This is a genomic window from Dokdonia sp. (genome assembly GCF_039945015.1).
GTDB lineage: Bacteria > Bacteroidota > Bacteroidia > Flavobacteriales > Flavobacteriaceae > Dokdonia.
This window is the reverse complement of sequence record NZ_JBDUXP010000009.1, coordinates 103,984-126,883: the sequence shown is the minus strand read 5'-3', so window position 1 is coordinate 126,883 and position 22,900 is coordinate 103,984. Positions and strand designations below refer to the sequence as shown.

Sequence of the window (22,900 nt, the reverse complement as noted above, 5' to 3'; positions counted from 1 at the left end):
ACCTACCCTACTATTATAATTCTTTAATTTCTTCTTTTAGTTTCCTTAGAGCTCCGTATATTCTCTTTTCTACCGCTTTTGTGCTAATGTTTAAAAGCTGTGCAATTTCTTTATGTTTTTTTCCTTCAATCCTATTTAATAAAAAGGCAACGCGCTGTGCTTCTGTTAAATTTGAGATTGCTTTTTGTAATTTTAGAGAGTACTCATGTTCTTCTAATAAAAACTCAGGGCTTTCATTGGTATGAGATGTTGGTTTTTCTTGCTGAAATTTTAAAACCACTTTTTGGTGTTTTACCTCATTAAGCATTAAATTGTTCCCTACAGTAAATACATAATTTTTAGCTTTGTCTGGCGAGATGTTTTTACAATTCTCCCAAACTTTAATAAAAGCTTCTTGTACTTTATCTTTTGGATTTAAATGATTTCCAAATTTATAATATAAGAAAGAGTGTAAATCTTCTGAATGCTTCTTGAAGAAGTTAGAAAACAACACTTTATCACATATATTTTTATGTAAGCTTTTGCTCATAAGAGGGTGTCAGGGAGTCAAAATACAAATTTATGATACATTTTTTGGAGTGTAAAGGTAGGAGTTTTTATAGCTTAATTGTTTTAGATATGTAGTATAATATTGTAATAGCTCACAAATAAAGGGGGTAAACCCATTTTTTTTTGTATTATAAACATTTATGAAAATAACATTTAATTTTAATATCTCATTTCTCTGGATTTTTTTCCTGATGGCCTTCGTTGTGTCTTGTCAGCAAGAAGAAACAGAGATTACAAATCCTAATAATGATGAGGTTGTAGGTGTAAATTCTAATTTAATACTACTACTAGAGCAAATGTCTATAAATGACGGTTCTTTAGATGATTTATTAGATAATGCTAGCTGTATAGAAATTAATCTTCCAGTGACAGTTACAGTAAATGGAAGTACAATTGCCATTAACAACCTTAATGATATATCACTTGTAGAAGAAAGTATAGATGCTTCAGATACAGATGATGATATCATTCAAATTTCATTCCCTATTACTATAACACTTAGTGATTATACAGATGTTGTTGTAAATAGTGAAGAAGAGTTGTTAGAATATGTTCTCGATTGTTTTGGAAACGATATTGTATCCTGTGCAGATTTTCAATATCCAATATCATTTTCTGTTTTTAATACAGATTTTCAAAACGCAGATACAGTGACTATAGGTAATGATGAAGCACTATATGAATTCTTACTAAGCATAGGAAGTTCAGATGGAGCTATTATCGCTAGTTTAAATTACCCTATCGTTTTAGAATATGAAAACGGAGATACTATATCTGTAAATAGCAATCAAGAATTAGAAGAAGCAATAAGTAATGCAGATCAAAACTGTAGTATTACTCCTCCTGATATATGTTTTAATACAGTAGGTTTATTTATATGTGATGGAAATGGTAATGGTGTAGAAGTTTTTGATTTGACAGCGGCCATAGAAAATTGTGATGATATAGCATCTTATAATGTCGCCTTTTATGAAACAGAGGCAGATGCTATAAATGAAGCATCCCCTATAATTGATCCGACCGCATATACTAATATGGATAATCCTCAAACTATTTATTATAGGGCATCCTTAGTCTCTGATCCAACCATTTTTGAAATATTTTCTTTCACCATAACGGTGGAAGATTGCTGCGATAACCCAGATGTACTAATAGAAGACTTAATCATTTATATGCCTTTTTCAAACGAGTTTAAGGATATTATAAATGATTTTTCTATAGATAATCCAAATGGATCATTTGTAGAAGATAGAGCAGGAAATCCTACCTGTGCATACTCTTTTGTAAATGCAGACGCACTATCTATTCCTGTAACAGATACAAACCAGATTGTACAAGGAGATTCATTTTCAATAAGTGTATGGTTTAGAATGCAGAACACAAATCCGAGTGATGTTGAAGTTTTATTTCAAAAAGGAACTCAGATAGCTGAAGGGTTTGAATTGAAGCTATTTGATCTAAATGCTCCTTATTTTATAGACATTCCTGGGTACGCTGTTATTGATTCAGATTGGAATCATGAAGTTGATGTTATATGGACAAATGATGATTGGCATCACCTTGTTGTTACCGTAGATGAAGATAATACCGTACGTCTATATAGAGATGGCACGTTAAGAGATATTATACAAAACTCTCCATTTTATATTGGAGACGACCCTCTATCCTTTTTTACCCTAGGTCAAGGATTTACAGGTCATATAGATGACTTAAGAGTTTACAAAAAAGCATTAAATCCTACTGAGATAAATCAATTATTAAGTCTTGACGCAGATTGTTTTACCTGTCTGTAGATTAAAAACTAGTTTGGTTGAGTTGTGTAAAAGGGGTCATAGTCTAGTGTGACCCTTTTTACTTTTTATAAATTTTGCTTTCGCGAAAGCAAAAAAACAAACACTCCTAAAATACCTATATCAAATAATAGTAATACATAGATAAGCCACACTACCTTTCTTTTTATAAAGTCAATAAGTATCTTTACTTCGTGAAAAAGAAAAAACCAGATCAAGTTGTTTATAATGAAGAAAAAGAACGTTATGATGCGTCACTTACTCCTTATGGGACAAATCTTGGAGCTCCTGCAATTGCAACAGATGATGTGACAACTTGGAAGAATACAAGTATCAATAGAGTTAATCATCAATTTAAGACAGAGTATGAAGATCTAAAGGCAAAATATGAAGCCATGATGGAGCAATTTGAATATAATAATCTTATTTATTCAGCTAAATTTTCTTTTGAACCTATTGTAGGAGAAACGTATCATTTATATCGCTCTAAAGATGGCAACCCTTTTTTATCCTTAATTTCCCCAGAAGAATGTAGTTGGGGTTTTGTAGGAACATTTCATCTCAATACAGATAAAGTGTGGTTAAAAATTGATAAAACCAAAAAGGGATATGAATAATTCAACGATGGAAGTGGCAACCTTTGGAGGCAGTTGTTTTGGTGTGTAGAAGCTGTTATACAACGATTAAAAGGAATTCATAATCGTGTTAGGATATACAAGAGGAACTGTTCCTAGCAAACCAACCATAGAGAGATATGCTCAGGCCTTACAGGTCATGCAGAAGTAATCCAAGTGACTTATGACTCTACAACTTTAAAGTGATTTTATAGCATAAAGATCAAACCCTTATCAAGAGAAGCATTTGTAGAAGGACTATCTAGGTTGACTTATTAATCTATAAATTAAGATTGCCGTACGTTTTGTAAGCATTTCTATCGTGTTGAGATTTACAGTTTCAGAAGGAGTATGAGCTCCAGTTCCCATGGTTCCAAGACCGTCAAGACATGCAACATACTCAGCTACAAAAGAGACATCGGCAGCACCTCGTTTACCAGGATCGTATCCTTCTACTTTAGGTTGCCCAAGATCTTGACTCACTTGGCTTAATACGTCTAATAATTTATAATTTTCAGGTGTTGGATTCATAGCAGGATAGCTATCCTGAAATTCTACTTTTGCACTTGTATGTGGGAGATTATTTGCCACGATTTCTCGCATCTTAGTACGCGCGCGTTCTTTTTGTTCTTCTGAGATAAAACGAAGACCCCCTTGCGCGTAAGCCGTTTGTGCAACAACATTTCCTTTTCCAAAAATAGCACCTTTACTTTCTTGTGCTTGTAAATCCATAGTCGTTCCTCCTAACATCATACCAGGATTAAAAGTGAGTAACTCTTCTCCTCGCACATCGGTATAAAACTGATGTAGTATACGAGCTAATTCAAAATTTGCTCCAGCTCCTGTATATTCACTAAAAATACCAGAAGAATGTGCTCTTTTTCCTGTGACAGTTACCTTCCAGTTTGAAGAACCCCTACGTGCTACTGTTGCATTGTCAAAACCTGTTGAGGTTTCAAACCCTAATGCAATATCACTTTGTTTAGCAGCATCAATTAACGATTTTCTACTTATGCTTAAAGGCTTTCCTGTACTTTCTTCATCTCCTGTAAAGGCAACAGTAATCTGAGTGTCTTTAAGTAATCCAGATTGATATAAAGCTTTTAATGCATAGAGTACAACAACATTTCCGCCTTTCATATCATTTGCTCCAGGGCCTTTTGCAATAGAATCATTGACCATTTCAAATTGTTGAAACTCACTGTCTTTTTCAAAAACAGTATCTAGATGTCCAATGAGTAATAATCGTTTTCCTTTGCTACCTTGAGTTGAGGCAAATAGATGTCCTGCACGATTCATTTCTGAGGGCATATCTATCCATTCTGTATTAAATTCTATATCTTGAAATGCCTTTGTAAAGACAGCTCCAACTTCTTTAACACCTTCGGTATTTAATGTTCCGCTATTGATATTTACAACCTCTTCTAAAAACCGAATGGCTTCCTGATTATTTTCAGATACTTTAACAATAAGTTGTTGTTCTTGTTTTGATAATTGTTGCGCTTTCGCGAAAGCGGACTGCAATAAAAGTCCAATGCATAGTACAGGAATGATAAAACGAGATAAAGACATATATGATATAAGGTTGATGATACCACAAGGTAAGAAATCTAAAAAAAGTATGTATAGTGTTTTTGTTATGTGTTTATACCCTCATTTTGTCTAAAATACGGAGGTAAAGCGATTGATTATTAGTGTTTAGTATTTTATGTTAGTATATTTATGGAGTCATGAGAGAGATTCCTTTAGTGTTTTAAAGGGAATCTAGGGAAGGAAAATAAACATAGATGTTATGAAAAAATTAGTACACTTAAAAGGAGCCGAAGCACTTACATCAAAGCAACAAAAGAAAATTACAGCAGGTCTTCGTTTTCCATCTGGCGATAAATTTTGCTGTGGATGTGTTGTTCAAAATAAACAAGGTCTTTCAGAAATCATAGAAGTGAGTTGTGATCTTAATTGTCCGGGTGGTGGCAAGTCTGTATCTGGATTAGGGTGTTAATCTTGATATATCAAAATAAATAAAAAGACGCTCTTCTGAGCATCTTTTTTAGTACTATGATTCTATATGTAACCCATGACGTACAGCAAATAGGACAAGTCCAGCCATGTTTCGGGCTTCTGTTTTATCCATGAGTATTTTACGATACCCTTCTATTGTTTTTGGACTTAAAAATAAGGCTTCTCCTATCTCGATAGTCGTATATTCTTTACAAATAAGACGTAATACATCTATTTCTCGCTCTGTAAGACCACTTCCTTTTAATTGATTTGTGGCTGCTTTTGGGTTTGAAATTCCTTGAAGCATTGCCATAGAGACAATATCTGAAAAGTAAAACTCAGATTCCATGACTTTATAAATGGCTTTTGTAACCTCTTTTGGATCTGTATTCTTGATGAGATACCCGTTGGCACCGAGTTCCATCATTTGTACAATGAACGCCTCATTTTTATGCATAGTAAGCATGAGAATTTTAATATCTGGATATTCTTTACGAATTTGGATAAGCGTTTCTCTACCAGATAAAATAGGCATTTCAAGATCTAATAATATTACGTTAGGTCTTGAGTTTTTTATACCATCTATTAATTCTTGACCATTTGCTGCTTGTTGTACGATTAAAAACTCTTGGTTTTCTTGTAAGATTCTGGCAATGCCAGCGCGTACGAGTTGGTGGTCATCTGCAATCGCAATTCTAATGAGTTTGTCCATGAGTATCTTCTTTTAAAATAATAGGAACTTCTAGATACGCTCTAAATCCTTTTTTAACTTTTGAATCAATAAAAAATGTCCCGTGTAGCGCTTGTATACGGCTCTGCATGTTTTTGATTCCTATGCCATATAGATCTATATCATTTATATGAAACCCTTTGCCATTGTCTGTATATTCTAATGAAATAGTATCTGGTGTACAAATTAATAGCACCTCTATTTTTGAGGCGTAAGCATGTTTGATCGTGTTTTGAACAAGCTCTTGAAACACCCTTAAAATACCTAGAGAAATTTCTAGAGGTAAAGGGGGGAATTCTTCAGACGTTTGGATATTAATTTCAAGATTGTTTGTTTGTATTAAGGGAACAATACATTCTTTGATAGCAGATACGAGACCAAAGTTTTCTAAGGTAGAAGGTATTAAATTATGACTCACGATGCGTATATTCTCAATGCCTTCATCTACAAGTTTACAGGCTTCTTCTAGAAATACAAGTTGTTGCTGATCTTGGTTTTTTAAATTTTTTTGAAACTTCAAATTAAAACTTAATCCAGATAATAAAGAACCTATACTATCGTGTAAATCCTTAGCAAGACGTTTACGTTCTCGTTCTTGCCCTTCTATAGTCGCTTTTAATAAAGATTGTTGTTTTTCATTTTCAAGTTTTTGAAGTCTGTTTTCTTGTGTAACGATACGTTTCTGATAGATTACTAGAAATAGCACTAATAGAATAGCTAGAAGAACTACAAAGGCAGCACTTACTACAAAAATGAATATTATCTGATTCTCCTCTTCACGCATAGTAATGCAATAGTGTATATACTGTATAATAATATGTTTAAGATATTATTTACTTTCCAGATAGCTAGAAAAACTTCATTACCAGTATTTAATATAAATTTAGGAAAAACGAATAAGAGGAAGTTTCCACTAAAAAAAATTAATAATCCAGCGCAAATCCAAAACTCAAATGTTTTATAAGGTTGTGCGATAGTTTTTTCTTTTAACATCTTTATAAACCAAAGAATAACTAGCGTAATTATGATAATGGCTTCTAAGGCATGAATATAATCTGGAAAAGCCCACCAACCTTTTCCTGTGCATATATTTATACACCAGGTTATTGTAAATCCGACAGTTAGAAATAGCCAACTACTATTTTTGATTTTTAATAATATTCTAAAAAAATGTAATAAAATTAAATATTCAATTAGTATATAAATGTAAAAAAAAGGCAGATTACTCTCTTGAGTTTGTATTGTCCATAGTCTTCCAGAAAAAGAAATAATAACTATAGACCAAAGTAAAATCGCAAACCATCGTTGAGGTGTATCCATAGATTTCCATTTTATAATAGAAAGAATAGCAGGTAACAATGGAAAAAAAAGAGCAATATAAACGAGCGTCATAGTTTGGTGTTATTTAATTTATTCAGAACCATTACCACTACAATATGCTGGACAAGGCATTGCAAAATCAAAATCAAACTCAGGGTCTGCGCTATTTCTTTGGGCATTATCAGTATTTATAGTGTTGGCATATATAATATTAGCATATACAATACTTCCTGTGACGTTTAAATCTGTACTAGGAGAATTTGGGTCGGTGAATAGTTCTGTATCTAATGGCCCTAATGTATGTAGTCCATATTTTATATTAATAGCCGCTTCTGATGGATTTGAGACAGCATTTTCAGAGCTATTCATAAGCTCTTTGATTTTTTCATACCCATAATTGTAACCATATACAGGAGTGTGATCAGGATATGTATCTGATGCATCTTCCCAAAACCCTCTTAAAGTATCAGCTTCTTTTGAAGAAATAAATTCTTCTTCTCCATATATGGTAGAAATTAAGACACAATCATCACAAGTTTGATCTTTTTTACAACTTTCTAAATTAACCATAGCAAGAGAAGGAACTATGTCTTTGTCTTCTAGAAGAATATAATAGATACGTACACCAATAGGTTCTCTTCCAGTAAATTTATCAAGTAGTTTATTAATACTATCATTTGAAAATTGAAGCACAGGTGAGATAGAAGCATTTTCTTGAGGATTTGTAAATACTCCAGCCCAACTTTTTTCCCACATTGTAGCTGTCTCTTTATACATGATATAATCGGAATCTATACAAGGGTATTCTGAGGTCTCGATTATCCTTTTTTCTTCTGTAATTATTGTAACTGATTCATTTTCTTTTTTACAAGAAATAATAAGGAGCAAGAAAATCAAATAATAAGACACCGATTTTTTCATGATTAAAAGTTTTAGTTGGTTTATGGTATACAAGGTACAAGATTATCTTTCTGAAATGACATAATAGCATGAATGTTGATTTTACAAATTTACTAGAATCTCTTTATATACAGGAGGTTACGCTAAGAAAGGGTTTTGATTTCTATGGAATTCCATAGGTGTTTTCAGGGTATACCCTTTACTAAAAGGAGGGGGTTAGGTCACATTTTTTCAGGGAATGCAAGCTGTTTTTTTATAAAACTATAAACCAATTTTGTTTTATAGAATAGGTCATAATTCTATATAGGTGAACGTCGAAAAACCATTCTTATAGATGCTATAAAAAATAAGCCTAAGAAGATAAAAGAGTAGATACAACTCATTAAAACAGTACAACTATGTCAATTATTAAAAGAAAAAAACAGCGAAAACTAGCTTCTCAAAACGAACTGGCAAATACTACTTGGCCTATGATTCATTGTGACCCACAAGGCACTAAAACAAGTCCTAATGAAGGTCCTACACAAGAGGATGCTAGTACTATTCTAGCACAATTAGATTCGGATGTAATACTTATGCTAAGTACACCAAATGCAATTTATGTGCAAGAAGCTGAAAATTATGTAAAAGCGTTTCATCCAGAAACGCTGGAACTACTAGCTACGAGTCCTAATCTTGATGCAACGTTTCCTTTTTTTGCGGGAGGAACCTTAGATGATAAAGGATATTTATGGTTTACAGCAAATGATAGAGTGGCTAGACTTTCTCCTGATTTAAGCGAAGTAGTATGGTCAGAGTCTTTTGAGCCTTCTGGACAAGCATATAACACGTGCTGTTTTTTACCAGATGGTAATTTTCTAGTAACAACCTCGATTGCAGCCCATATTATTTCTTCAGAACGAACCAATGGGACTTTCAAAGTAATAAGCTCTTTAGATCTATATTCTATTATGTGGAATGAAGAACACGTATATCCTTTTTATCCTATAATGCCTAGGCCAGTAAGTGATGAAGAAGGTGGTTTGTATTTTACAAGTGATGGATTCATGTCAAAATTATTGTATGATCAAGAAACACAAACAATACTCCCCGATCCAGTTTGGGCAGTACCTCATCAAGAACGAGATACTTCTTTTAATCTTAGTGATGCTGTTGTAGTTTCTAATCGTGTGTATGCAGCGGCAAAACCTCAAGATAATAATGCCATGCAAATCTATAGTGTTGACCGTACTTCTGGAGAAGTCGAGGGGACATGTATTCCATTTCCAGAAGCGATAGGATCTGTAAGTGCACATTGTGTAGGAGCTGTTCCAGATAAAAACATGCTTATAGTGATATGCGAGACATCAGATTTAACAGGAGGGATGGCAGCAGTAAATACGACAACAATGGAGGTGTTATGGCACTCGCCTATTGCTCAAATAGGAGGTGCTTTTTGTTGCTCATCAGTAAGTAATAGAGGGTATATTATTAGTAGAGATTCAGAAGATGGAATGCTCAAATATTGGGCAATCAATCTGGATGATGGCTCACAAACGGTATTACATCAATATCCTTCAGATGTTGATCCTAGTGTTTCTTTGGCTTCCATAGGATATGATGGAAAGCTTTATTATCCCAATCCATCACCTGGGTTTGCAATGATTCAGGATATTAATAACACTAACAACTAATAGTATGAAATCTATAAACCCACAAAAAATAGGAAAAAAGATCTTAGACAATCTCAAAGAATATGGAACACTACCTTCTACTACATTGGGCAGAGTAGATGCATCTCAAGGTAATTTATATAGCCTGGCTGTTCAGGCGTATATATATGCATTTCCTTGGTTGTATTTGAGCCAACTTAGATGGCTTTGGACTTCTGAAGCTGGTAAAACTATTCAAGAACAAGATGGAGGAATGGCGATATCGGCTCCCATAAATTCTTTTTGGTGTGCACCTGGTTTAGCAAGTTCGGGTACTCCTACCGGAGGTAGCCCTAATGCAGATACACTATACTCACTTGCTTGGTGTGATCTTAGTGAAGAACCACTAATTCTATCAGTACCAGAGGTGACAAATCGCTATTATTGCATTGAGTTATCTGGAATAGACTCAGATACTTTTGGATATGTAGGGACGAGAGCAACAGGAACAGCAGCGGGCAATTATTTACTGGCTAGCCCCAATTGGCATGGAAGTATAGAGCGTTATAATGAAGGGAAAGAGCTAGATGAACAAATATTGGACGTATTACCAAGACCATTTTATGATTCTATTTTATTAATGGGTCGTACGGGAATTACTACAGGAACTCAAGAGGATATCCAAATAGCAAATGAGATTCAGAATCAGTATAAACTAACAACACTTTCTGATTGGGTAACTGGGGAATCCAATTCGGTAGCGCCTAAAGCACAACTTCCAATAGGTTTGGATTATAATAATTCTATAGGCAATTGGGTTACCATAAATAGAGCAATGACGCAATGTCCCCCAGGCGTATACCCTAGTATTGCACAAGATCAATTAATACAATTATTTGCTCAAATAGGGATAGGACCTAATCAAGATTTGAGAACCCAGTCCACCGAGAATTTAGAAATATTACAACAAGCAGCTCAGGACGGATTACAGATTTTAAAAACATCTTCTGGAAACACAAGTACATTGATAAATAACTGGAGTTATCCTCCTACATATATGGGTAAGGCAGGTCAAGTCGGAGATTACTTGGTAAGAGCTTCTTTACAAGCATTATCAGGCATTACAGCGCAGTGGACTATTGAAGCGGTTTATTTAAATACCATTTTGGATAGCAGTGGTCAAAACCTATCAGGAAATCAGGATTATACGATTGAGTTTACAGAAAATAGTTTTCCTCCGTTTGAAAGTAATTTTAATGGGTTTTGGTCTATTACACTGTATAATAGCTCGTACCAATTAATACCAAATTCTGTTGCTTATACTATAAATAGTAACGCAACAGAATATCAATCTCGTAATAATGAAGGAGGAATGACAATTCTTTTACAACAAGAAGAGCCTATAGATAACTCAGACGGAACTTATTGGCTTCAAACCCCTACAGCAGATGAGGACAACAATTATGATGATTCATTTTTTATGATATTGCGAGTTTATATACCCGCACCTTCAGTAGCGACAACACAAACATGGGTGCCACCTTCGGTTACTCGTACAAGTTGATATTGTAATCTTTACAAAAGAAGAAAAGACCTTACTCTGATTATTTAGAGTAAGGTCTTTGTGTTTGATATCAAATGTAAAGGGGAAACCCGTTACTATTTTAAGGGTGAAGAACATTGATTTTAAGGGGGAAAGGGCTGTTTTTATGAATAGTAATATAACAACTATTGCACCGTCATCCAATTCGGTTGATGTAACGGCAAAACTTGACATTCAACCTTCTAATGATAAGAATATGAATGGTTGGATAACAGCTATTGTTATTGCTGATGTAGCAGAGTAGTCATTCAGATTTTCTTAATAATGTATTAACTAAAAAAGCTTCAAGTCTGATGATTTGAAGCTTTTTTTATACGCTTTCGCGAAAGCGTACGATAAAGAATTCTCTTTTTTTGATTATCAGAAGAAAGAGAAGATTCCTTCTTTTTTATCTTCTATAAATTAGTTTGTTGCCAGTATAACAATTCCAAACGCGATCGCTATTTTTAAAGTTAATGACCAGCGATATTTCTTTTTGAATGTATGATTTTTTTTAACCCCCTTGTTTATCTTCTTTGAACTCTTTTTGAGTGATTCTTTATCTATGTTGGCAATTTCTGTAGATGAATTTGTAATCACATAATTTTGATAATCATCATACCCAATATACTTACATAAAAAATTTACGGTATCTGGATTTGGAGTACTTATAGTATCATTTTTTTTAATATACCTGGCATAAGCCCGCTCTAGGGTTTTTGCATTTAAATCTCCTATTTCTTTAACAACTTGCTTTGCTAAAGCATATTTAGAATGAGAGACACTTCCTTTTTTCGCTTTTTCAAATACTTCTTGAACGATTCTTTCTATTTGCTTGTGATTCATAGGGATATGAGAATTATACATTAGACAAATACTCGACTTTATGCCTTGTCATTGCCTGTATTTATTGATGTCTATAACTTGTCTTAAACGTGTCCATATTCTGTCTGCAATAACCTTATCATCTTCAATTTTCTTTGTATCAGGGATAGTTGCTGTTATGTATTGCTAACATAACAATTGTACAAAACTACTTCTTACGGAAACCCGTAAAACAGTCTACTTATGGACGATCGGAAAGTTACCTAGTGTAACTGTGATACGGATTTCAACTTTCCAAAAACCAAGGAGAACTCACTTGTGAGTAACGGGATTCTAGAACCCGTGCAGTAGATCTGAGATAATCTCAGACAGGCTCTCCTTTTTCAAAATTCAAAATTTTTAATGATGAAAAAGTTATTTTTAATAGCCGTAGTTTTTGGTAGTATATTTTTTACTTCTTGTAATCCAGAACCTCTCTCCGAAGAATTAGAACTTCAATTTACAGAAGGAGAAGATGGAGAAATTGAAGGAGAAGATGATGATGGATCAAATGGATAAATGATTCTTTTTTAAACACTTAATTCACTAATTTAGAGGGATGAAACATATACTTGTAGCATCCCTCTTCTTAATTATTTCTTGTAAAACAGTTAATGATGAATCTTCTAAAGATAATACGGAACTATATACTCAACTTCAAAACATATTTAACAATGATTCTATATCAAATGTAGATATGTTATCACTAACTAATTCTTATTTCAAGAAAGTAAAAAACACAAACAGGGATACATTATTATACAGGACTTTATTATTGAAAACGTTTTTGCACTCAAAGGAAAAAGAATTAGACAGCGCTATTTATTATTCTAATTACTTTCTTGATAAAGCAATAGAAAAAAGAGATACTTTTTATATAGCAAAAGCTTACTTAAAACTTGGAAAGTACAATAAGGATGAGAAAAGGTTGTCAGAATCGTTTGATTCTTATAATAATTCCTTTAGTTTTTTTAGAAGTATTGATAGTATTGAAGCTGGTAGGGCTTTATTTGAGATGTCTAAAATTCAAAAGAAAATTGGAGATTTTTCAGGAAGTTTAGAAACAGCAACCGATGCTCTTAAATATTCAGAAAACACAGATGATGTAAAAACTATTTTAGGTTTATATCAATCTATAGCAACCGTATATAGAGAACAAGAAAATTATGAGAAAGCACAAAAATATATTGAAAAAGCAATAACATTATCTCAAAGCCCATTAGGTATAAAGAAGATAGTTAGGAAAAACCTTTTAACTTGTGAAATTACGCAAGCAAACATTCATAAAGACCAAGGAGATTATAGTAAGGCGACAACTATTTTTAATAAACTATTATCAGATTCTCTTGTAATAGAAAACAAAAAGGAAAAAGCTAGAATTCAAAGTAATCTTGGTTATACGTTATGGTTAAAAGATAAAGAAAACCTTAAATCTGAAAAATTATTACAAGATGCTTTAAAAGAGCGTCAAAAAATAGAAGATATAAACGGTCTTATTGCCAGCAATATTCATTTGACACAATATTATAAAGGTATTAATAATGAAAAATCACTACAATATGCTCAAGAAGCATTAATGAAGTCAAAACAAGTAAAAAGCCTTTATTCTATTAAAGAATCTCTAGGGTATATTATAGATTTGAAAGATAATCTTATATATGAGGCAAGACTATTTAAAGAAATCGACAATGAATTGACAAAATTGAGACGAAAAACTCAAGATATATATGCTATTACTCGTTTTGAAAACGACGAAAATCAAAAAGAAATACAAGCACTTGAAGTAGATAATGTTAAAGAAAAACTCAAAAAAACTATTAGTATTATAACTGCTATAATGATAGGGCTTATAGGAATCTTTTTTACATTATTTCTTGTTCGGAAACACAAAAAAGAAAAAACAAGAGTGGTTATACGAGAAACCTTTCAGACAGAGCGTAGGTTATCTAAGAAAATACATGATGAGTTAGCAAATGACATGTCTGATACGTTAAATTATGTAGATAATCACACAGAAATTCCCACTACTATAAAAACGCATTTGGTAAATAAACTAGATGATATATACGACCGTACACGAGATATCTCTGCAGAGATAGGAGGTTTTGAAAGTAAAGACTTTGCCAAAAACCTTAAATTTTTGATCACACAACACCGTACAAAGGGTGTCAAAGTAATTACTAATGTGATGACTGGAATTAATTGGGATATCGTATCAGATCATAAAAAAATTAATATTTATAGAAGTCTTCAAGAGTTGCTTGTTAATATGAAAAAACATAGCAAAGCCACAGAGGTAACCGTTATTTTTAAATCAGAAGAAAATAAGAATTTTATAAACTATATGGATAATGGGATAGGGGTTGCTATAGACGATGTGCCTATAAGAGGACTCCAAAATGTGGAAACCCGTATAAAAAACATCGGAGGGAATGTTACTTTTATAACATCAAAAGGAAACGGTTTTAAAGCCCGCCTTTATTTTTTAAATTAAATCTCCCTTTTCTTATGTTTAAAAAAATAATAACCGCAGAAGACCAAGATACAACTCACCGTGGAGTAGAAAGTATCTTGAAAGAAGTAGTTCCATCTGTTCAAAAAACTAAATATTGTGATGATGCATTCATAAAAATAAAAGCATCTTTACAAGAAAATGCTCCATATGAGGCACTTATCACAGATCTTCAATTTGAAGAGGATCATAGAGATCGAGAGATTACCAGTGGCGAAGAATTAATTGCCGCAGTAAAAAAGATCATACCAGATATAAAAATCATAGTTTTCTCAGTAGAGAAAGGAATAGGAAGGATTAAGAAACTCTTTGATGAGTACGGTATCCACGCTTTTGTAGCAAAAGGAAGAGATGAATCTTTACATATTAAAAAAGCTCTGGAAGCCGTTTATGCCAAAAAATCGTATTGTACTCCAAAAATAAAACAACTCCTCAGAAGTGTAGATGATATTGACGAAATAGGAGAAGAAGATATTAAAATATTAGATTTTCTTTCTAAAGGATTGTCTCAAAGACAAATTTCCGAAACACTCACTCCTTCTTGTAGCCTTAGTAGCGTCGAAAAAAATATAGGTAGATTAAAAGTGCTCTTAAATGCAAGAAATCCTGTACAACTTATTTCCTTAGCAAAGGATCGAGGCATTATATGAATGTAATATTTCTGTTATATGCTTTCGCGAAAGCGTATAACAGAAAAAGATTTTCTCAATAGTAATAGTTGTACTATAACTGAGATGTCATTTTAATCTGTTAAAATAATATATAAAAAACCAGATTATAGCCAATTTTTCTCGTTTTTTGGAAAACGTACAGCTTATTGAGAAAAATGTCCAATCTTTAAAGAAAAATGTCCATTATGTTAAAATAGGTTAGAAAATATATTTGTGTTCTAATACATACAGATATGTTTTCAAATATAATTAACAAAAGTCCTGATGAAAATAATGACAAAGTTAACGTAGAATCATATACAAATTCTCCTCTTGTTGTATGTGATATTAATAGGTTTTCAATTGTCATTTTAGAATATAAAGGAACTATTGAAGTTAATTTTGATGAAACAAAAAGCTCAGATTTTAATATTCTTTTTTTGTGTCCAGGAGAAATCTTTAGAATTAAAGATTATAAACACGTGACTGTAGTATCTTTTGATGAAATGTCTCCTCTTAAAAAAGTATATGGTTTTGATTATGCATATGGGAATATTGACAAATTATTCCCTTTAACAAACCAAAATTATAAGAGCATTAAAGAACAAGTAAAAAAGTTAAACACTTTAATTACAGAGAAACATTTGGAATGGAATAAAAAAGCATTTTCTGTTATAGAAGAAATTTTTAAACTAAGCCCAACATATTCTGATAACCCTAATAATAGTCAACTTCCTTTAGTTTATTCTTTTGTGAGCTCGGTACATGAGCATTATACGATGTATCATCAAATCTCTTATTATGCAAATCTTCTTGAGATAACGTCAAAAGGGATAACAGAGAAGTTTTATAAAGAAGGATTATTAAACCCACATGCTTTTATTAAAAATAGAATTCTAGTTGAAGTCAAAAGACAATTAATATATACAGATAAGAGTATAAAGATTATTTGTTTTGATGTAGGGTTTAACGACCCCGCTTATTTTTCTAGATTTTTTAAAAAAAATGTAGGAATGACAATGAAGGAATTTAGAGTAAAATATAATGCAGGTTTTAATTAACCTCTATGGTACCAACCCACTCTACAATTTGTGCTACTTGCTCTTTAGAAAGCTTAGCCTCTGGATGCATAAAGGTATAAGAAGGAAGGGGCATTTTATTTTCTGTGATGTTTGTTATGATATTTGATAAATGCACTCTTTTTGTTCTATAGTCTATATGTTTCCATTTAGAAAAATTAAGTTCATTCTTAGCTTCTTTAATATGATTATCAACATACCAAGAAGCAGGACTGATATTATCATACCAATAATAATCTGTTGTATTTGAATGACAATTATAACAAGAATTTTTAAAAAGAGTAGCAATGTGTTCAGGAGCATTTTCTGTTACGAGAAAATCACTATAAGTAGCATCATCTTGAATGTTCTTATTGGGCCTGTAAAATTGAATTCCAATAAAAATAACAGCAAGAAGTAAGAGGATGCTTTTTGTCAATATGACCTTTTTTTTACGATTTTTTTTCATTCGTGTATGTGTCTGAATTATATGTTCTGTTCAAACTAATAAAAGAATAAAATAAACAGATAAAAGACTTGGACTTTTTTCTTTACTTAACAAGTAGAGTTAAATATCTGACAATCAAATAGTTTGTGTTTTTTGTTTTAAAACAAATACCCATGATGTTTTTTAAATATGAATGAATAACATAAACAAATAACTGGTTTTTCTCGTTTTTGAGGGCGGATTATCAAAAAAGAAAAAAGTCCATTCTTTATCAATATAACTCCTGTAATTTTATCATATGAAATTTATTGACATAGGTCACAATTTTATTTTTCACGTTAGAAATGGAAATTTGGCACAAATATTATCTCAATACTTTACATCAAAAACCATTGTTGAGGTTACTAGATTGTGTAATAGCAAAAAAGAATATAGAACACTTGTTCCTTTTTGTAAATATTTACAAAAAGTCACCATAGTGCAATGTAAGCTGGAAAATATTGAAGTTGAGAATGACACCTTAGCTTTTCAGATTTTTATGATTACAAAAGATAAAGGAGGCAGTATAGATTTAACAGAGCATACAGTTACTAGTTCTTGGAACAATAATAAAATTACAAAACATATTCACACGATTATATCATATTAAAATTATGAAAAAAGTAAGCATTCTTGTATTAGCAGTATTTCTTGGTATTATAACCTCGTGTAGTGATGCTACATCTAGTTATGATGAAGTAACATACTTTACTATGGAAGGAGATAAACTCAAACGCCCAACAGATTATAGAAAATGGGTGTATGTAGGTACTCCAACAACGCCTAATGATATGAATAATGGAAAAGCGGCTTTTCCAGAATTTCATAATGTATATATAGACCCGACTAGTTACAAACATTGGAAAGCTACAGGAGAGTGGAGAGAGGGAACTATTCTAATTAAAGAACTTGTTAGTGTAGGTACAAAAGCTGCGGTGAGTGGTAACGGATATTTTATGGGAGACTTTATAGGATTAGAAGCTACTATAAAAAGCAAAAAACTATTTCCTAATGAGCCTGGAAATTGGTCTTACTTTAGTTTTACAAATCCAGGATCTAAAGATTTAAAGAATACAGCAACTGCCTTTAATACAAACCAATGTAATAGTTGTCATGAAGGGAATGCGCAAGATGATTTTGTGTTCACGCAGCATTATCCTGTATTACGAGCAGCAAAAGGAGCTGGTGAAGGAATTACTCCAGAAAACAGATCAAGTAGACCTAAGACTATGGTTATAGGAGAGTGGGAGCCGTCTGCTCCGACACCAGCAAACTTGGACTTAGAAATACCTTTAGAAAAAGAAGCATTATTTGCGTACCTAAAATCTGGGGCATATAAGGAATTTAAAACTCAAGAAAAAGAAAAGCATCCATCTACAGGACCACACACACAAGTAGGTCTGCCTGTAAGAGTTTTTATGAATGATGGGATAGCAAGCTCTTTAGCATCAAATAGAGATGAGCACCCAATGGGAGCAAGTATTGTAAAGGAAATGTTTAATAAAAACGGCGAATTATCTGGATGGGCTGTGATGGTAAAAACACAAGACGGATCAGATAATGGACTAGGATGGTTTTGGTATGAAGTAACAAGTACTGAAGATTCGAGTGCCTTAGCAGCGATGGGTAATGGAGTAAATGGATGTATAAGTTGTCACCAAATAGGAAACAGAGATATGGTAAGAACCTCTTTTCCTTTTCAAGATTAAAAATTATTAATTATAATAAAAATCAACCATAAATGAAAAATTCAATAGTAAAAGTATTAGCATTCGTATGTATTGCAGCAGGATTTATGTCCTGTGGTAATAGTGAAGCTTCTTATGAAGAAGTGACCTATTTTACAATGCAAGGAAATGAGTTAAAACGTCCAACAGATTATAGAAGTTGGGTATATGTAGGAACACCATTAACCCCTAACGACCTCAATAATGGGAAGGCAGCCTTTCCAGAATTTCATAATGTATATATCGACCCTGTGAGTTATGATGAGTATAAAGCAACAGGGAAGTGGAGAGATGGAACTATTCTGATTAAAGAACTTGTTAGTGTAGGAGGAAAAGCTGCAGTAAGTGGTAATGGCTATTTTATGGGAGAATTCATTGGTTTAGAGGCAACCATTAAAAGTAGTAAGCATTTTGCAAGTGAACCAGGAAACTGGGCATACTTCAGCTTTACAACGCCTGCAAATGAAGATCTAAAATCTTCAGCAGCGCCATTCCCTACAAATGCTTGTAATTCTTGTCACGCAAATAGTGCAAAAGATGATTTTGTGTTTACACAACATTATCCAGTACTACGTGCAGCAAAAAGTGTAGGATCTGGGGTCGTTCCTGAAAACACTTCGGCAAGATAGAGACCTTAATTATTTCTTGATTATTATTACTAAAAATGAGGTCCTTACTAGGCCTCATTTTGTATATAATAGAATCCTAAAAAGAGGATATGAACTGGAATGATGTTATAAAATTTGCAAATAACGGAAGCCCTACGCCAGATCGTCGAGTCGAAAAAACAGATGAACAATGGCAAAAAGAGCTTACAGAAGAACAATACAGAATCACCCGCTTAAAAGGAACAGAAAGAGCTCATACAGGAGCACTCTGTAGTATTTTTGAAAGTGGAGAGTATGGTTGTGTTTGTTGTGATACAACGCTTTTTGATTCTTCAGGAAAATTTAATTCAAGTTCGGGATGGCCTAGTTTTACAGAGCCTATAAAGGATAATGTGATTAGCTTTATTAAAGACACCACGTTTGGGATGATTCGGGTAGAGACAATTTGTAGTACGTGTGATGCGCATTTGGGACATGTTTTTCCCGATGGACCAGCACCCTCTGGACTAAGATTTTGTATTAATTCAGAAGCCATAACGCTACACTTATAAGATAATAACGCTTTCGCGAAAGCAAAAGAAGAAACATAACAATGCACACAAAATTAGTCACTTTTGGAGGAGGCTGTTTCTGGTGTAATGAAGCTATATTTCAAGAAGTAAAAGGAGTAATAGAAGTGACATCGGGATATAGCGGAGGAACTACAGATCATCACCCATCCTATGAAGAAGTATGTTCGGGAACCACAGGTCATGCCGAAGTTATTCAAGTAATATATGATGCTCATGTTATTCTTTTTGAAGAATTACTTGTTATATTTATGACAACTCATAACCCAACACTTCTTAATGAAGAAGAGGCAAAACAAGAGACACAATATAGGTCGATTATATTTTATGAGAATACAAGAGAGAAGGCGATAATAGATCTAGTACTCTCTGAATATCAAACGTTTTTTGATAGACCCATACGTACAGAGGTAAAAAAACAGGAATGCTTCTTTAAAGCCGAAGAAGAACATCAAGAGTATTATAAATCAAATAAAGAGTCTCGCTATAGTATAGCAGTAATCGAACCTAAACTTGTTAAATTTAGAAGAAGACACAACACAAAAGTAAAGTCGATCACATAATCTCTTTTAAAAGCATACGTATAACGCACATTTGTTAATGTTTCATCATATGATAATAACCTTTGAGAGGTGAAATGGGTAAGAGAAATAGAAGAATGTGCAATAAAAATAAAGGACTCACAAAGTACCTTTGTCCTTATAAAAAATGAATCATTAATTAAAATATGTCAACGATGTTAAAGCACTTAATTTTAGTACCGATTATTATAATTTTTGGATTTATAAATCCTAACAAGACGACTATAGACTCTAGTAAAAAAGAGATCTCTAAAGAATCACAAGAAGAGATTGCAACGTTCAATCAGATTATACAGATGAAGTTAGAACAAGCGAATGTCTTAGATGAGAAAGCAACTCTTTTATTTGCTCAAGATCCAAATTCTAAAGAAGGACAAGAGCTTAAGGGAGAAGCAACTCTTTATCGCGCAATGACTTTAAAATATCAAGCGGCCATTGCTTGTAGAATGCGATAAATACAACTTGTTTTTGTCTTAGAAATAATACGCGTTATATTGTAAATTGTTGTCATAAGGCAAGTGTATAACTTGTTTTATTTATAACATATATAAACGTAAGTATTGTGGGGAAAAGAACTCTTCTACAGATTTAAAATTTGGCTATTTACCAAGAATTTATAAAGACAAATTTACAGAAGATACTAATTGTTATGTTTTGCGAAGAGGTTTTCCAGACTTCCCTAATTGTCCTTATGGAGAGGAGTTTTCAATGCTCGGGTATGACCCTAAACAAAAGGTATACGTATGGTTGTCAAAGAGCATTATTAAAGATAAAGATTTGAATGTAATACAGTATGAACGTTCTTCTACAGTACATTAAATACAATTATTAAAAAATTAGATTATGGGAAATTTTAAAAAAGCATATATCGCAGGTGGATGTTTTTGGGGAATGGAAGACTTGTTTAGAGTAAGACCAGGGATTAAGAATACTGAAGTAGGTTATTTAGGAGGAGAAAATGATCATCCAACCTATAGGAATCACCCAGGTCATGCAGAAGGTATCGAAATAACATACGATTCAGATAAAACATCATTTAAACACATTTTAGATTATTTCTTTAGAATTCATAACCCTACAACATTAGATAGACAGGGAAATGATAGAGGGTCGAGTTATCGATCTACTATATTTTTCCAAAATGAAGAAGAGGTAAGTGACGCAAAAGAGGTTATAAAACTTGTAGATAATTCAGGTAAATGGGGAGGAGATGCTGTTACTACGCTAGAGCCATTTACAAAGTTTTGGCCAGCAGAACCAGAACATCAAGATTACTTGGTTAGGAAACCTAATGGATATACTTGCCATTTTGAAAGATTTGGTAGTTTTATTAAATAGATATAAACCACTTATATAAAAGATGATAAAGGAATATTTCGTTTTAATAGTACTCATGTTTGCTTCGCTATCACTGTATGCACAACATGACGAGGATATTGAAAAAGAAGAAGAAAAACCTGTAATAGAGATTATCACATCAGGGATTTATTCTTCTTCTTTAAAAGAGGATGAAAGTGCCTATGGGACTGAGATACACTTAACATATTGGCATAATGAAGAATGGGGTGGTGGATTGTCATATACAGCAAAGTTTGAAGATGAAGAAACATTACATGATATAGCACTACTTGGTAGTTGGAATGTTACTAGATGGATGACACTTAACGTAGGACCAAATTTTGGCTTGTCTGGAGAAGAAAGGGATTTTGAAGTATCTGCGTATGTAGAAGCAGAAGGTAATATTCGTCTTTCAGAATGGTTTCATTTTGGCCCAGTCTCGGGGCTTATATTAGGTGAGAACTCAGAAATTATACTAGGAATGCATCTCGGATTTGAATTTTAAAACAGGAAAGAACCTAAAACATTTAATTTAATTTCCTTTCTTTGAGTATGAGATTAGAATATGAAGATTTTAAAGATGAGAGTTCTTTTGTTGTAACAAATTTTAATTGTGATCCATCTCAATATTTACTTAAGAGAAAAGGAAGCTATAAAATTGTATGGAGTAACGATAAAGATGTCACTATCGGTATAGATGGATATGAAATCGTTCTAAAAAAGGATCAAATGATTTTTTGCACGCCATTAAACGTGCTTGATATTCCAAAGGAAGATGGTCTAATAGCGATAGTTTTTAATCGAGAATTTTATTGTATTAGGGATCATGATGAAGAAGTATCATGTAATGGGTTTCTGTTTTTTGGTTCGTCTACACCTCCAATTATTACATTAAATAAAAAAGATACAACATGCTTTCAAGCCATGTTTTATATCTTAGAAGAAGAGTTTGAAGAAAAAGACCACATCCAAGGTGAGATGCTTAGAGTCTTGCTTAAAAGGATACTTATAAAATCAAGCAGACTCATAAGAAAGGAACTTAATGATGTTACGATTCCATCTACTCAACTAGATATTGTTAGGCGTTATAATGTATTGGTCGAAAAACATTTTAGAGAAAAACATCAAGTTGCAGACTATGCCGATATGTTACATAAAACACCCAAAACCCTATCTACGTTATTTAAAAAGATGGGTGATGCACTACCATTAACAATCATAAATGACAGGATATTACTAGAAGCAAAACGATTATTACTTTATTCTGATAAAACAGCAAAAGAAATTGCATATGAACTCGGGTACAATGAATCTGGGCATTTTTCAAGATTTTTCAAGAAAAAAGTAGGACTTTCACCGTCAAAATTTAGAGAGAAAAAATTTACATAA

The 22,900-nt window shown here is 32.8% G+C and carries 28 protein-coding genes; 20 read left to right on the top strand and 8 right to left on the bottom strand.

What is annotated here, in order from left to right; translation table 11 throughout:
- Window positions 1-13: 13 nt before the first annotated feature.
- Entirely contained in the window at window positions 14-529 is a 516-nt protein-coding gene (locus ABJD27_RS08230) for an RNA polymerase sigma factor (RefSeq protein ID WP_348172271.1), read from the bottom strand.
- A gap of 160 nt (window positions 530-689) precedes the next feature.
- Here ABJD27_RS08230 and ABJD27_RS08225 point away from each other — a divergent pair, with 160 nt between their 5' ends.
- The 3 genes from ABJD27_RS08225 to ABJD27_RS08215 all read left to right on the top strand — a co-directional run bounded on the left by ABJD27_RS08225 (window position 690) and on the right by ABJD27_RS08215 (window position 3,160).
- A complete protein-coding gene (locus ABJD27_RS08225) occupies window positions 690-2,342 on the top strand; it encodes a LamG domain-containing protein (protein WP_348172274.1) in 1,653 nt (550 codons plus the stop codon).
- Between the two features lie 191 nt (window positions 2,343-2,533).
- Entirely contained in the window at window positions 2,534-2,956 is a 423-nt protein-coding gene (locus ABJD27_RS08220) for a DUF2452 domain-containing protein (protein WP_348172277.1), read from the top strand.
- Window positions 2,957-3,091: 135 nt separating this feature from the next.
- A complete protein-coding gene (locus ABJD27_RS08215; protein WP_348172555.1) occupies window positions 3,092-3,160 on the top strand; it encodes a hypothetical protein in 69 nt (22 codons plus the stop codon).
- Window positions 3,161-3,211: 51 nt separating this feature from the next.
- Here the strand turns inward: ABJD27_RS08215 and ABJD27_RS08210 are convergent, their stop codons facing one another.
- Window positions 3,212-4,525, bottom strand: coding sequence for a M20/M25/M40 family metallo-hydrolase (locus ABJD27_RS08210; protein ID WP_348172280.1), 1,314 nt, complete (start codon window positions 4,523-4,525; stop codon window positions 3,212-3,214).
- A gap of 220 nt (window positions 4,526-4,745) precedes the next feature.
- Between ABJD27_RS08210 and ABJD27_RS08205 the strand changes: the two genes are divergently transcribed.
- Window positions 4,746-4,955 (top strand): hypothetical protein, encoded by a 210-nt coding sequence (locus ABJD27_RS08205; RefSeq protein WP_348172283.1) that lies wholly within the window; start codon window positions 4,746-4,748, stop codon window positions 4,953-4,955.
- A 54-nt stretch (window positions 4,956-5,009) separates the two neighbouring features.
- On the opposite strand, the gene ABJD27_RS08200 is transcribed toward ABJD27_RS08205, so the two are convergent.
- Genes ABJD27_RS08200 through ABJD27_RS08185 form a run of 4 tightly spaced genes read right to left on the bottom strand, consistent with a single transcriptional unit; the run spans window position 5,010 to window position 7,925 of the window.
- Window positions 5,010-5,666, bottom strand: coding sequence for a response regulator transcription factor (locus ABJD27_RS08200; protein ID WP_348172286.1), 657 nt, complete (start codon window positions 5,664-5,666; stop codon window positions 5,010-5,012).
- Complete coding sequence (locus ABJD27_RS08195) at window positions 5,650-6,468, bottom strand: sensor histidine kinase (RefSeq protein WP_348172289.1); 819 nt, start codon at window positions 6,466-6,468, stop codon at window positions 5,650-5,652. The genes ABJD27_RS08200 and ABJD27_RS08195 overlap by 17 nt, the downstream gene beginning before the upstream one ends.
- Window positions 6,444-7,076, bottom strand: a complete 633-nt coding sequence (locus tag ABJD27_RS08190; RefSeq protein ID WP_348172292.1) for a hypothetical protein — start codon at window positions 7,074-7,076, stop codon at window positions 6,444-6,446. The genes ABJD27_RS08195 and ABJD27_RS08190 overlap by 25 nt, the downstream gene beginning before the upstream one ends.
- Window positions 7,077-7,094: 18 nt before the next feature.
- Complete coding sequence (locus tag ABJD27_RS08185; protein WP_348172295.1) at window positions 7,095-7,925, bottom strand: hypothetical protein; 831 nt, start codon at window positions 7,923-7,925, stop codon at window positions 7,095-7,097.
- A gap of 377 nt (window positions 7,926-8,302) precedes the next feature.
- Between ABJD27_RS08185 and ABJD27_RS08180 the strand changes: the two genes are divergently transcribed.
- Genes ABJD27_RS08180 through ABJD27_RS08170 form a run of 3 tightly spaced genes read left to right on the top strand, consistent with a single transcriptional unit; the run spans window position 8,303 to window position 11,382 of the window.
- Window positions 8,303-9,577, top strand: a complete 1,275-nt coding sequence (locus tag ABJD27_RS08180; RefSeq protein ID WP_348172298.1) for a hypothetical protein — start codon at window positions 8,303-8,305, stop codon at window positions 9,575-9,577.
- A gap of 4 nt (window positions 9,578-9,581) precedes the next feature.
- Complete coding sequence (locus tag ABJD27_RS08175) at window positions 9,582-11,099, top strand: DUF1254 domain-containing protein (protein ID WP_348172301.1); 1,518 nt, start codon at window positions 9,582-9,584, stop codon at window positions 11,097-11,099.
- 58 nt (window positions 11,100-11,157) lie between these two features.
- Window positions 11,158-11,382, top strand: coding sequence for a hypothetical protein (locus ABJD27_RS08170; RefSeq protein WP_348172304.1), 225 nt, complete (start codon window positions 11,158-11,160; stop codon window positions 11,380-11,382).
- Between the two features lie 158 nt (window positions 11,383-11,540).
- On the opposite strand, the gene ABJD27_RS08165 is transcribed toward ABJD27_RS08170, so the two are convergent.
- A complete protein-coding gene (locus ABJD27_RS08165; protein ID WP_348172307.1) occupies window positions 11,541-11,963 on the bottom strand; it encodes a hypothetical protein in 423 nt (140 codons plus the stop codon).
- 384 nt (window positions 11,964-12,347) lie between these two features.
- Between ABJD27_RS08165 and ABJD27_RS08160 the strand changes: the two genes are divergently transcribed.
- From ABJD27_RS08160 to ABJD27_RS08145, 4 genes are all read left to right on the top strand, one after another.
- Window positions 12,348-12,500: a hypothetical protein gene (locus tag ABJD27_RS08160; RefSeq protein WP_348172310.1), complete on the top strand. Its 153-nt coding sequence runs from the start codon at window positions 12,348-12,350 to the stop codon at window positions 12,498-12,500.
- Window positions 12,501-12,540: 40 nt separating this feature from the next.
- Window positions 12,541-14,475, top strand: coding sequence for a hypothetical protein (locus ABJD27_RS08155; RefSeq protein ID WP_348172313.1), 1,935 nt, complete (start codon window positions 12,541-12,543; stop codon window positions 14,473-14,475).
- A gap of 14 nt (window positions 14,476-14,489) precedes the next feature.
- Window positions 14,490-15,143 carry a response regulator gene (locus tag ABJD27_RS08150; protein ID WP_348172316.1) on the top strand — a complete coding sequence of 218 codons (654 nt, stop codon included), beginning with the start codon at window positions 14,490-14,492 and terminating at the stop codon, window positions 15,141-15,143.
- Between the two features lie 254 nt (window positions 15,144-15,397).
- Window positions 15,398-16,204 (top strand): helix-turn-helix domain-containing protein, encoded by an 807-nt coding sequence (locus tag ABJD27_RS08145; protein ID WP_348172319.1) that lies wholly within the window; start codon window positions 15,398-15,400, stop codon window positions 16,202-16,204.
- Here ABJD27_RS08145 and ABJD27_RS08140 read toward each other — a convergent pair.
- On the bottom strand, window positions 16,197-16,640 hold the full coding sequence (locus ABJD27_RS08140; protein ID WP_348172322.1) for a heme-binding domain-containing protein: 444 nt from the start codon (window positions 16,638-16,640) through the stop codon (window positions 16,197-16,199). The two genes, ABJD27_RS08145 and ABJD27_RS08140, sit on opposite strands and share 8 nt — an antisense overlap.
- 307 nt (window positions 16,641-16,947) lie before the next feature.
- Here ABJD27_RS08140 and ABJD27_RS08135 point away from each other — a divergent pair, with 307 nt between their 5' ends.
- From ABJD27_RS08135 to ABJD27_RS08095, 9 genes are all read left to right on the top strand, one after another.
- A complete protein-coding gene (locus tag ABJD27_RS08135; protein WP_348172325.1) occupies window positions 16,948-17,298 on the top strand; it encodes a hypothetical protein in 351 nt (116 codons plus the stop codon).
- Between the two features lie 4 nt (window positions 17,299-17,302).
- The gene (locus ABJD27_RS08130; RefSeq protein ID WP_348172328.1) at window positions 17,303-18,397 is read left to right on the top strand and encodes a cytochrome P460 family protein; all 1,095 of its coding nucleotides are present in this window, start codon (window positions 17,303-17,305) and stop codon (window positions 18,395-18,397) included.
- A gap of 32 nt (window positions 18,398-18,429) precedes the next feature.
- A complete protein-coding gene (locus ABJD27_RS08125; RefSeq protein ID WP_348172331.1) occupies window positions 18,430-19,044 on the top strand; it encodes a cytochrome P460 family protein in 615 nt (204 codons plus the stop codon).
- Window positions 19,045-19,133: 89 nt separating this feature from the next.
- Window positions 19,134-19,574, top strand: a complete 441-nt coding sequence (gene msrB, locus ABJD27_RS08120) for a peptide-methionine (R)-S-oxide reductase MsrB (RefSeq protein WP_348172334.1) — start codon at window positions 19,134-19,136, stop codon at window positions 19,572-19,574.
- Window positions 19,575-19,615: 41 nt separating this feature from the next.
- Window positions 19,616-20,155 carry a peptide-methionine (S)-S-oxide reductase MsrA gene (msrA, locus tag ABJD27_RS08115; protein WP_348172337.1) on the top strand — a complete coding sequence of 180 codons (540 nt, stop codon included), beginning with the start codon at window positions 19,616-19,618 and terminating at the stop codon, window positions 20,153-20,155.
- Window positions 20,156-20,328: 173 nt separating this feature from the next.
- Window positions 20,329-20,628 (top strand): hypothetical protein, encoded by a 300-nt coding sequence (locus ABJD27_RS08110; RefSeq protein WP_348172340.1) that lies wholly within the window; start codon window positions 20,329-20,331, stop codon window positions 20,626-20,628.
- A gap of 388 nt (window positions 20,629-21,016) precedes the next feature.
- A complete protein-coding gene (msrA, locus tag ABJD27_RS08105; protein WP_348172343.1) occupies window positions 21,017-21,511 on the top strand; it encodes a peptide-methionine (S)-S-oxide reductase MsrA in 495 nt (164 codons plus the stop codon).
- A gap of 55 nt (window positions 21,512-21,566) precedes the next feature.
- Window positions 21,567-22,016, top strand: a complete 450-nt coding sequence (locus ABJD27_RS08100) for a hypothetical protein (protein ID WP_348172346.1) — start codon at window positions 21,567-21,569, stop codon at window positions 22,014-22,016.
- Window positions 22,017-22,063: 47 nt separating this feature from the next.
- Window positions 22,064-22,900: an AraC family transcriptional regulator gene (locus ABJD27_RS08095; protein ID WP_348172349.1), complete on the top strand. Its 837-nt coding sequence runs from the start codon at window positions 22,064-22,066 to the stop codon at window positions 22,898-22,900.